The following is a 10,328-nucleotide window of genomic DNA, read 5'->3' on the forward strand; positions in this document are numbered from 1 at the left end:
TCATGTAAAGGATAACATTGTGGCAGTGCGGCATTTGTTTATGGTTCTGATGGTGGTCTCCATCTGGGCTTTCAATAACGTGGCGGTAAAATGGGGACTCCTGGAGCTTCCGCCGCTGTTTCTCACCTGGATGCGCTTTGTGGTGGTGGCTATTGTGTTGGTGCCTTTCTGTCGCATCACGCGCGAGCAACTGCCATGGCTGCTTACCCTTGCCTTCACCTTTGGTTTCATGCACTTCTCTCTGCTGTTTGTCGGCATGCGCTATACCGATGCCGGAACGGGCGCGATTGTCGTGCAACTGGGTACGCCCATTGCCATGCTGTTGGCGATGGTGGTGCTGAAAGAGAAGCTGCGTCTGGTACAGCTGTTTGGTATCGCGATCTCGCTCAGTGGCGTGGCAGTGCTGTCAGGCAGCCCGACGATTCCCGCATGGTGGGTGCTGTGTATTCTGCTATGCAGTGCCTTTGGCTGGGCCATCAGCAATATGATCGTCAAGAAATCACCGCCGATTAAACCGCTCACGCTCACCGGCTGGATCTCTTTTCTCGCCGTGCCGATTGTCGGTGCTGCCTCCTGGCTCACTGAGTCGCAGCAGTTTTATGCGCTGAGCCATGCTGGCTGGCGCGGCTGGTTTGGCATTCTTTATAGCGCGCTAGCCTCGTCCATTGTGGCCTATACCCTATGGTACGCACTGCTAAAAAAGTACAACGTCAATCTGATCATGCCCTATTCGCTACTCACGCCAGTTTTAGCGGTCTTAATGGGCGTACTGGTGCTGGGCGATAGTATGAACAGCTTCAAAATTCTGGGTGCTTCATTAGTGGTGTTAGGCACGGCGATTGCGGTTATCAACCTGCGTAATTTGCGAATGCACGCGCGTTTCCCGCGGTTGCGTCGCCGTTAAATCGACTCTGCTATATTTGAGTCTCGCGTGTTTTCCGGAGACTCACTATGGATACTCAATCTGCTGCCGCGTTATGGCAGCAACTGTGGCAGGGATTGCGGGGTGCGGATCAACGTCCTGCACTCACCTTTCTCCAGACCGACACCTTCTCCTCGGCTTTTGCCGTCAGCGAACTGGCAGCCACCAGCATCGGGCTGGCGAGCCAGGCACTGAGCGATTTACTCGGCCAATCGACTCCCGTTAGCGTCGATGTGCGCCTCGCCTCGCGTTGGTTTCAACACAGCTTAACGCCACTCAATCGCCCGCCTGCTGCGTTGTGGGATCCCTTTGCCGGCGATTATGCCACTGCAGATGGTTGGATTCGCTTACATACCAATGCCCCACATCACCGTGCCGCGATGGAACAGGTATTGGGCCAGCACGCCGATCGTGCGGCATTAGCCAGCGTCGTGGCACAATGGCAGGCTGAAGTCTTAGAGCAAACAGTGGTTGAAGCTGGCGGTTGTGCGGCGCAAATGCGCAATGAGCAACAGTGGCAACACCATCCGCAAGGCATGGCCGTCAACAGCGAAGCCTTAATTGCGCAACAAGCCACTGACGACGCACCCACTCCTGGCTGGAGGCTCCCAACCGCACGTCCCTTACTCGGCGTGCGCGTTCTCGATCTGACCCGCATCATCGCTGGCCCGGTCTGCACACGCTTTCTCGCCAGCTTAGGTGCTGAGGTATTACGTATCGATCCCTTCGGCTGGGAAGAACCCACGCTGGAAGAGGAGATCACCTGTGGAAAACGCTGTGCGCGGCTCGATCTCAAAACTAAAACAGGACGCGATCAACTGATCGACCTGCTCAAACACGCCGATGTGCTGGTACATGGCTATCGTGCGGATGCGCTGGAGAGGCTGGGATTGGATGCCGAAACTCGCCGTAAACTCGCGCCCGGTTTGGTGGATGTCAGTCTTAATGCATGGGGCTGGAGCGGTCCGTGGCGCAATCGGCGTGGCTTCGATAGTCTGGTGCAGATGGGATGTGGCATTGCCGAACGCGGCATGATCTGGAGTGGTGGCACTAAACCCACTCCGCTGCCGGTACAGGCGCTCGATCACGCCACCGGCTACTTAATGGCAGCCGCGGTGTTAGAAGGCCTGCGTCAGCGACGCGAGAATCATGTGGGATGGCAGGCGCGTTTGTCTTTGGCGCGCACCGCTCGGTTGTTGCAACAGCACGGCGCTGCGCCTCAACAGCCACAAAGCGGGATTCACTCGCAGCAAGGCGATGCAGTTGGCACCATTGAGATTAATGCATGGGGGATAGCGGAGAGGTTGCGTGCCGCGGCCTATGTGCCCGGTACGCCAATGATCTGCGCCACGCCGGGCGTGAAGCTCGGCAGCAGCGCAGCCAGTTGGTAATTAAGCTTCTTCGTCGTCGCCTTCGTTCAACTCATCGTACATGGCCTGAATAGCCTCACGACTCAACGCTGCCAGCGTACGGTAAAACGCGCTGGTGGCGTGCGCCTCCACTTTCCCGAGGAACGCACCGCACCATGGCAGCAGATAGTCGTTGAACAGCGCCAGTTGTGCAGTAGACTCGTCCTCCGCTGACTGATCTTCCAACCAGGAGGCAGCCAGCATTAACACGCCAAAGTGATCGGCAGGTGCCTCGCTTAGCGGCATACCCCGTGAGCTCAGGAACGCACGAATCTCTTCCTCTTTCGCTCCGTTTGGCCACTGCGACGCGTATGGCGGCACGCTGCATTCGCTTCCGACAAACAGCGCGTTGTAGTCAGAAGCCAGCGCCTGCGGATCGCTATTCTGCTGCAAACGCGTCAAGAGTTCATCCTGCTCCAGCGGCCACTGTTCTTTCAGTTTGCCTTCACGCAATAAGGTGAATAACGGCATTAACAGCGGATCTTGTGGCTGGCGGTTGAACAGCGAGCCGATGACGCGACAGAGAATGGAAAACTCATTCATGCAACAGAATTCCTTGAGGTAAAAAGTTAAAAGTCTGCAAATTCAGCAATATGCTTGCCGGTGCGCTGTTCGAGAAAATCGAGCAGACGGCGTGGCGTGACATTTAACACGCGATCTTCAGGAAAATCCACCTCGCGCGTAATACGGATGCAGTGTTCGAAGTGACCCAGCGTGAAAGCGGTATGCGAATCAGAGCCAAAGGCCAGGCGCCCGCCCGCATCACGCACCGCTTCGGCTATCGCGCGGCAGTTCGGTTCACTACCCGGGCGTGAATGGGTAAAGGAAGAATTGTTAATCTCCAGCGCGACATCATAATGCGCGGCCGCTTCGGCAATTGCACGGATGTCAATAGGGAACTTTGGATTTCCTGGGTGAGAAATAATGTGTACCAACCCACCCGCCATCGCCGCAATCATCGCTTCAGTGTGATGGGCTTTATCACGGGGCGCATAAACTGGCTCGTGGAAACCGGCCACAATCAAGTCCAGCGCATCCAGCATCGGGCCACTGCAATCAATCTCACCCTGCTGATTTTTGATGTTGGCTTCAATGCCACGTAACACACCCACGCCATCAATCACACGCGGCCAGATGCGCATATTAACGAAGTGCCAGTAGTGCGGTGCATCGGCCATATCTGGGCCGTGATCGGTGATAGCAAACAACTTCAAGCCATTCTGTTTCGCCTGCACCACATAATCATGCAGTGTGCTGTAAGCGTGGGTACTGGCAACGGTGTGCATATGCAAATCGACGGGATACATCCTCTTCTCCTGACACTAGTGAATTAATAACCGCGCTGACGATCGACCAAGCCATTCGGCATTTGCCCTTGCTCCAGAGCAAGTATGGCACCCGCCATATAATCCATCGACTCGGCTGGCAACGTCATGGCTGCAGTATGTGGCGTTATTGTGACATCTGGATGAGACCAAAGCGGGTGATCCACCGGTAAGGGTTCGGTCTGGAACACATCCAGCGCCGCACCCGCCAACTGGCCGCTGTTAAGTGCGGCCAGTAGATCCGCTTCCACCACATGCGCACCGCGCGCCAGATTAAGGAAGAAGGCCCCACGCGGTAACACGCTGAGTAACCGCTCATCAATCAGATTAGTGGTTTCCGGTGTAGCAGGAAGCAGGTCAATCACGACCTGAGTGCCATCCAGAAACGCGTCCAACTGTTCACGTCCATGGAAAGCCTGCACGCCGTCGATGGTTTTGGGTGTGCGGCTCCAGCAGCGCAGCGGGAATCCCCACTGACGTAAGCTTTCCAGCACGCTACGCCCCAATACGCCCGCGCCAAGGACACCGATCGTAAAGTTTTCACGCTCACGATCATCCAGAGGTAACCATTGCGCTTGCTCTTGCAGTTGCCGATATTCGGCAAAGCGACGGAACCAACCCAGCACGCACCAGTTAGCATACTCCTGCATCTGACGTGCCATGCCGGTGTCTTCAAGACGAAACAACGGAATATCATCGGAAAGCATTTCTGGATGCGCACTTAACTGCCTCAGAATTTCATCCACGCCTGCACCCATGGCAAACACCGCTTTTAAGGATCGCCCCGCTAGCATCTCGGTAGGCGGTGAACGCACGATGGCGTAATCCGCTGGGGCATTGTCCCCCGGCTGCCATTGGCGGACAGTGGCCTGTGGCACTCGCTGGCGCATGCCGTCTATCCAGTTCTGCGGGTTTATCGAGGGGTGATACCAGATGATTTCCATACTGCTCTCCTTTTTTCCTTCAGACTCAGGCAAATGCCGTTTGGGGGCAAGCAAAAACCTTAGGGTTTGTACAATCTCTTCGGTGATTAATTCCAAACGCTTCACATTTCCATCGCCTTAAGGGGATAAGCGGCAGATAAGCGACTAAAGTTGTTCGTGTGGTCAATGCGTTAGCACACCACCTTTTCGGACAAGGAGAAAAACCGATGATAAAAAATGTCGTATTTACGCCCTCGCGCCTGACCTTTTTATTGAGCGCGGCCCTGCTGGCCGGTTCCCCCATCGTGCAGGCTGCAGATGATAGCCGTATGCTCAGCAGCCAACCGCAGCCGCCCGATATTCGCTTAGGGCCGCTCTTTGAAGCTGTGCAGCAGGCGAAATTTTATCCGGACCAGAAAACCTTTGCCGATGCGGTGCCAAAATACAATCCGTCTTCGATTTTGGCCGATTGGCAGATGCAAAAAAGCCAGCGCAACTTTGACCTAAAGCACTTTGTCGATGCCAATTTCACCCTGCCAAAAGAGCAGGATAAATATGTGCCACCCGCGGGACAGAGCCTGCGCGAACATATTAACGGTTTATGGCCTGTGCTGACCCGCTCCACACCCAGCGCCAGCCAATACGATTCGCTGCTGCCGCTGCCAAAACCCTATGTGGTTCCCGGCGGGCGCTTCCGTGAAGTCTATTACTGGGACAGTTACTTCACCATGCTGGGTCTGGCAGAGAGCGGGCACTGGGATCGCGTTCAGGATATGGTGGACAACTTCGCGACCGAGCTCGACAAATATGGTCATATCCCGAACGGCAACCGCAGCTACTATCTCAGTCGTTCTCAGCCCCCGTTCTTCAGTTTGATGGTGGATCTGCTGGCGACACATAAAGGGGATGAGGTTTATCGTCAGTATCTGCCGCAGTTGCAGAAAGAGTATGACTACTGGATGGCAGACAGCGATAAAGTGGCTGCCGGACAAGCCAGTAAACGCGTAGTCAAGTTAAGCGATGGGACGGTGCTGAATCGCTACTGGGATGATCGTGATGCCCCGCGCACCGAATCTTGGCTGGATGACGTCAATACCGCCAACAAGGCACCGGATCGCAACAAACAGCAGGTGTATCGCGATCTGCGGGCAGGTGCCGCATCGGGTTGGGATTTCAGCTCACGCTGGTTTACCGACGCCCATAATTTGGCTTCGATTCGTACTACACAAATCGCACCCGTGGATCTCAATAGTTTGATGTTCCATCTTGAGCAGGTGTTGTCGAAAGCCTCGAAACTGGCGAATCAGGATGACCAAGCCAAACAGTTTGCTCACGATGCTGAAAAACGTCAGGCGGCAATTAACCGGTATCTGTGGAACGAGAAACAGGGCTGGTACGCGGATTACGACTGGCAGAAAAAACAGATTCACCCGCAGCTCACGGCTGCAACGCTGTTCCCACTTTATATGCAGGTGGCGAGTGAGAAGCAAGCCGAGCGTACCGCTGCAGCCGTTGAAAAACAGCTCTTGAAACCGGGCGGCCTGGTGACAACCACCGTCAATAACGGACAACAATGGGATGCACCTAACGGCTGGGCACCTCTGCAGTGGGTGGCAGTTGAGGGGCTGGAGCACTATAAACAGCCGAAGCTGGCAAAAGAGATTGGTCAGCGTTTCCTGCAAAATGTGCAAACCACTTATGACAAAGAACACAAGCTGGTTGAGAAGTACGTTGTGGAAGGCGCACAGCTCGGCGGTGGTGGTGGTGGGGAATATCCTTTGCAGGACGGTTTTGGCTGGACCAATGGCGTGACGCTCAAGTTGTTGGATAAGTATTGTCCGAAAGACAAGACCTGTAACAACGCCAGTGATATTCCCAATCTCCCAGCGTTGAGTGCAGAGAAATAGCTTTAATTTTTTCGTTAATACCACCACTTAAGGGCGCAAGAGGAGTGGCTACCGTCCTGTACGTCAAGCATTTGTAGGGTACGGCCTTCAGGCCGCCCAACAGGTGCGCGACAAGGCTCGCCCCAGCAAAATAACCCTAGCGGTGCAATTTATCGCGCATTCTGCAGCCGTATTCGATTGCACTTTGCGCGATAAATCGCCCTGCTACACCTCCCCGCAAATTCACATCTTGAAACACACCTCACTTAAAGATAATAATTATCACTCTAATATCGATTCCCATTCTTACACTTGTGGCGGTATCTCAGCTATCACCGCTACTTAGACGGCTTTTAGTTAAAGGATTACAGATGTCGCTTTTCACCCTCAGTCGTGGCCGCGTGCTTTGCGCCTTAGCTTTAGCACTGCCAGCTGCTACCTTCGCCGAAGATTCTATGGTCGTGTCCGCTCAACCTCAGGAGAGCGCTAACTCACCCACGCAGGGCTATCTCGCTACACATAGCAGCGGTGGCAGTAAAACCGATCAGCCCTTAATCACCACACCGCAATCCATCTCGGTCATTACGCGCCAGCAAATTGAGGATCAGGGCGCACAGGATTTGAACCAGGCACTGAACTATACGCCAGGCGTGTTTACCAACTTCGGCGGTGCGGCAACGCGTTACGACACCATCGCACTACGCGGTTTCCATGGCGGCGATGTCGATAACACCTTCCTTGATGGCCTGCGCATCATGAGCGACGGTGGCAGTTTCAACATCCTGCAGGTGGACAACTGGTTCCTTGACCGTATCGATGTGATCAAAGGCCCCTCCTCTGCGCTGTATGGCCAGACGGTGCCAGGTGGGTTAGTCAATATGGTCAGTAAGCGTCCTCAATTTGCCGAGGAAGGTCATTTCCGCCTCTCAACTGGGACCAACGCCACCAACAGCGCCGCTTTTGATTACACCAATGCCATTAATGATCAATGGGCATTCCGCCTGACCGGCATCACGCGTAACAGCGACACGCAATACGATCACACGCGTGAAGAAAAATATGCCCTTTCGCCACAGTTGCAATGGCAACCCAGCGAAGACACCAGCCTGTTATTACGTGCTTATTTGCAAAAAGATCCTTCCGGCGGTTATCACGGTTCAGTACCCGCTGACGGAACGCTCTACAGCCACAATGGACGCAAGTTAAGCGATAGCTTTTACGAAGGTGATAGCGCTCTCGATCAGTTCAAGCGTAACGAACAGATCTACAGCTATGACTTCTCCCATCGATTCAATGATGTCTGGTCGTTCACCTCCACCGCCAGCTACAGCCATTCGAATGTCGATCTCGATCAGGTATATCAAATTGGCTGGAATGCCACTCAGCCTGATTTGCTGACCCGCTACTACTCCGGTGAACGCTCATCACTCAGTGCATGGGCCAATGACAATCGCCTGCAAGCCGATTTCGAGACCGGTGCAGTGCAACATCGGGTGATTTTGGGCGCTGAATACCATCGCTACAAAAACGATCTGAGTAAGGCCAGCGGATACGCCAGCTCACTGAATCCATGGACCGGTGAAACCGTCGGCGCCATGCCCGATTACAGCTGGTCAGAGTCCACGCGTCGCTACTATCAAACCGGTCTCTATTTGCAGGATGAGTTGCAACTGGATCGCTGGCATCTGGATCTCTCTGGCCGCTATGACCGCATCGTGTCGAATAACGGCACCAGCCGCCGTCAGGACGATCACATCAGTGGTCGCGCTGCACTGCTGTATGCCTTTGACAGTGGCATCTCGCCGTATGTCAGTTGGAGCCAGGCGATTACCCCGGCCTCACTCACCGATCCTTACGGTAACCAGCTGAAACCGACAACGTCCGAGCAGTACGAAGCGGGTGTGAAATATCAGCCGGTGGGTACACGGGATATGTACTCGATTGCCGTGTATGACCTGACGCAGAACGACGTGGCTAACCGCAACGTCCTCGACAGCACCTATACCCCGTCAGGAAAAGTGCATTCACAAGGGATTGAGCTGGAAGCGCGCAACCAGCTGACACCACGCTTCAGCACTATCGCCGGTTATACCCTCAACCATCTGCGCTTTAAGGATTCGGTAGACGGTAACGACGGCCATACACCGTACGTCACCCCTAACAGCATGGCTTCATTCTGGGGACATTATCAGTTTGATTACGGTTTGAGTGCCGGTGCAGGTGTGCGTTACATCGGTAAACAGTGGGCGGACAATGAAAACACCACTCGTTTGCCGTCCGTCACGCTGTTTGATGCTTCAGTACGCGCCGATTTGGGTGCATGGGATTCACAGCTGAAAGGTGCATGGTTACAGGTCAATGCTAATAACCTGACCGATAAAAAGTATCTTACCGCCTGTTACGGCACGGGTTATTGCTATCGAGGTGCCGAACGCACCGTGATGGCGACCGTGGGCTACGATTTCTAATCAGCCATAAAAAAAATCCGCACCCCAATGAGGTGCGGATTTCGTTAAATCATTGAGGACTGTCAGGTGCGAACTTTACGGTAAATCCACAGCACTACGATGGCACCAATCACCGCCACCACAAAGCTGCCGAAGTTGAAACCGTCAACTTTGCCAAATCCAAATAGGGTACTGATCCAGCCACCGACCACCGCACCCACAATACCCAGCACGACGGTGATAATAAATCCGCCACCATCTTTACCTGGCATGATCCATTTAGCGATAATCCCGGCAATCAAACCAAAAATAATCCATGAAAGAATACCCATTTACTGCTCCTTACGTTATGAATCAATGTGTTCACTGCGGTAAGTATAGTCGGAGATTTTCACTCTGCCTGGTGAGCGCAACGGTAAAATAATCGTTAGCAGGCTAAAGCTTTTTATAGCCAAGCCGATAACAAATCGATGGCATTGGCACTCATGATAATAACAATCGGATAAGTGGAGCAGGACGTGAAAGAAGCCGATAAAGAACAATACCTCAAACGCGGTACGTTGGCGGTATTGAACGTGATGAAGGATCTGTTACGTTACCAGACGCCGTTGATGGTCAATTTTTCTCGCGGCCAGTTTATTAGCCGTTTACTCGCTGCCGACGAAGAACAGGTTGTCTTCGATCTTGGTAGCAATGCGCTGGATAATGATTTAGCCCTGCAGGGTGGTGAAGTGAATATCGCCGCCGAAACCCAAGGTGCCAAAGTTGAATGTGGTCTGACCGGATTACAACGCATCGAATTTGAGGGTTTACCCGCTTTTGCCGCCCCGTTACCCGAGTTGCTTTGGCAGATTCAGCGCCGTGAATTTTTCCGTGTCAGTGCGCCGATGGAACCCGTCTTCTACTGTCACAGTGAATGGCCGGATGGTAGCAAAGCACGTTTTCGCTTACAAGATCTCTCGCTCGGTGGTGCTGGCGTGTTGCTGGATGAAGCTTTGCCTGAAGGGTTAAATCGTGGCGACACCTTTAAGAAGTTGCGGGTAGAGCTAGGCGAATATGGCCATTTTGAGGTGACGGCACAACTGCTGCACATTGGTGAACGCAGCACCATTACCAGCAAAAATGAAACGCGCACCACGCCACGTCTGAGCTTCCGCTTTACCGTTATCGAACCGGTGCAAGAGCGTCAGTTGCAGCAGGTTATCTTTGCACTGGAACGTTTGGCGCGCGACAAGGCGAACCGTTTTCAGTAATGCATGAAACCCGCACGTTGACATCACTGCATGCCAAAGGTCGCCATTAATGGCGACCCTACAGGGTTCGGGGGATGTCCACGACAAAGGTCGCCGTCAATGGCGCCCCGACAAGGTTCAGGGGATATTCACGACAAAGGTCGCCGTCAATGGCGCCCCGACA

The 10,328-nt window shown here is 53.8% G+C and carries 9 protein-coding genes; 5 read left to right on the forward strand and 4 right to left on the reverse strand.

The annotated features are described in order from the left end of the window. The first annotated feature begins 19 nt into the window (after positions 1-19). Both HA51_RS23490 and HA51_RS23495 read left to right on the forward strand, forming a co-directional pair. A complete protein-coding gene (locus HA51_RS23490) occupies positions 20-904 on the forward strand; it encodes a DMT family transporter (RefSeq protein ID WP_084937478.1) in 885 nt (294 codons plus the stop codon). Between the two features lie 47 nt (positions 905-951). After that, a complete protein-coding gene (locus HA51_RS23495) occupies positions 952-2,313 on the forward strand; it encodes a CoA transferase (RefSeq protein WP_084937481.1) in 1,362 nt (453 codons plus the stop codon). Here HA51_RS23495 and HA51_RS23500 read toward each other — a convergent pair whose 3' ends face one another. The 3 genes from HA51_RS23500 to ghrA are packed head-to-tail and all read right to left on the reverse strand — an operon-like array spanning position 2,314 to position 4,600. Beyond that, positions 2,314-2,874: a TorD/DmsD family molecular chaperone gene (locus tag HA51_RS23500; protein ID WP_084937483.1), complete on the reverse strand. Its 561-nt coding sequence runs from the start codon at positions 2,872-2,874 to the stop codon at positions 2,314-2,316. It lies immediately after the preceding gene. A 26-nt stretch (positions 2,875-2,900) separates the two neighbouring features. Beyond that, positions 2,901-3,638, reverse strand: a complete 738-nt coding sequence (locus tag HA51_RS23505) for a phosphatase (protein ID WP_084937485.1) — start codon at positions 3,636-3,638, stop codon at positions 2,901-2,903. A gap of 23 nt (positions 3,639-3,661) precedes the next feature. After that, positions 3,662-4,600 (reverse strand): glyoxylate/hydroxypyruvate reductase GhrA, encoded by a 939-nt coding sequence (gene ghrA, locus HA51_RS23510; RefSeq protein ID WP_084937487.1) that lies wholly within the window; start codon positions 4,598-4,600, stop codon positions 3,662-3,664. A 206-nt stretch (positions 4,601-4,806) separates the two neighbouring features. Between ghrA and treA the strand changes: the two genes are divergently transcribed. Continuing rightward, positions 4,807-6,486: an alpha,alpha-trehalase TreA gene (treA, locus tag HA51_RS23515; protein WP_084937489.1), complete on the forward strand. Its 1,680-nt coding sequence runs from the start codon at positions 4,807-4,809 to the stop codon at positions 6,484-6,486. A 350-nt stretch (positions 6,487-6,836) separates the two neighbouring features. Beyond that, the gene (locus HA51_RS23520) at positions 6,837-8,933 is read left to right on the forward strand and encodes a TonB-dependent siderophore receptor (protein WP_084937491.1); all 2,097 of its coding nucleotides are present in this window, start codon (positions 6,837-6,839) and stop codon (positions 8,931-8,933) included. A gap of 62 nt (positions 8,934-8,995) precedes the next feature. Here HA51_RS23520 and HA51_RS23525 read toward each other — a convergent pair whose 3' ends face one another. Next, complete coding sequence (locus tag HA51_RS23525) at positions 8,996-9,244, reverse strand: GlsB/YeaQ/YmgE family stress response membrane protein (RefSeq protein WP_038647498.1); 249 nt, start codon at positions 9,242-9,244, stop codon at positions 8,996-8,998. Between the two features lie 186 nt (positions 9,245-9,430). On the opposite strand from HA51_RS23525, the gene HA51_RS23530 reads away from it, so the two are divergent. Next, entirely contained in the window at positions 9,431-10,165 is a 735-nt protein-coding gene (locus tag HA51_RS23530; RefSeq protein ID WP_084937493.1) for a flagellar brake protein, read from the forward strand. The last annotated feature ends 163 nt before the right edge of the window (positions 10,166-10,328 follow it).

Origin of the sequence: Pantoea rwandensis (assembly GCF_002095475.1) — a bacterium.
Lineage (GTDB): Bacteria > Pseudomonadota > Gammaproteobacteria > Enterobacterales > Enterobacteriaceae > Pantoea > Pantoea rwandensis.

What these genes read in the sequence shown, in the direction of transcription:
- HA51_RS23495 (WP_084937481.1), top strand. Translation starts at nt 952, where the DNA reads ATGGATACTCAATCTGCTGCCGCGTTATGGCAGCAACTGTGGCAGGGA.
- HA51_RS23500 (WP_084937483.1), bottom strand. Translation starts at nt 2,874, where the DNA reads ATGAATGAGTTTTCCATTCTCTGTCGCGTCATCGGCTCGCTGTTCAAC.
- HA51_RS23505 (WP_084937485.1), bottom strand. Translation starts at nt 3,638, where the DNA reads ATGTATCCCGTCGATTTGCATATGCACACCGTTGCCAGTACCCACGCT.
- ghrA (WP_084937487.1), bottom strand. Translation starts at nt 4,600, where the DNA reads ATGGAAATCATCTGGTATCACCCCTCGATAAACCCGCAGAACTGGATA.
- treA (WP_084937489.1), top strand. Translation starts at nt 4,807, where the DNA reads ATGATAAAAAATGTCGTATTTACGCCCTCGCGCCTGACCTTTTTATTG.
- HA51_RS23520 (WP_084937491.1), top strand. Translation starts at nt 6,837, where the DNA reads ATGTCGCTTTTCACCCTCAGTCGTGGCCGCGTGCTTTGCGCCTTAGCT.
- HA51_RS23525 (WP_038647498.1), bottom strand. Translation starts at nt 9,244, where the DNA reads ATGGGTATTCTTTCATGGATTATTTTTGGTTTGATTGCCGGGATTATC.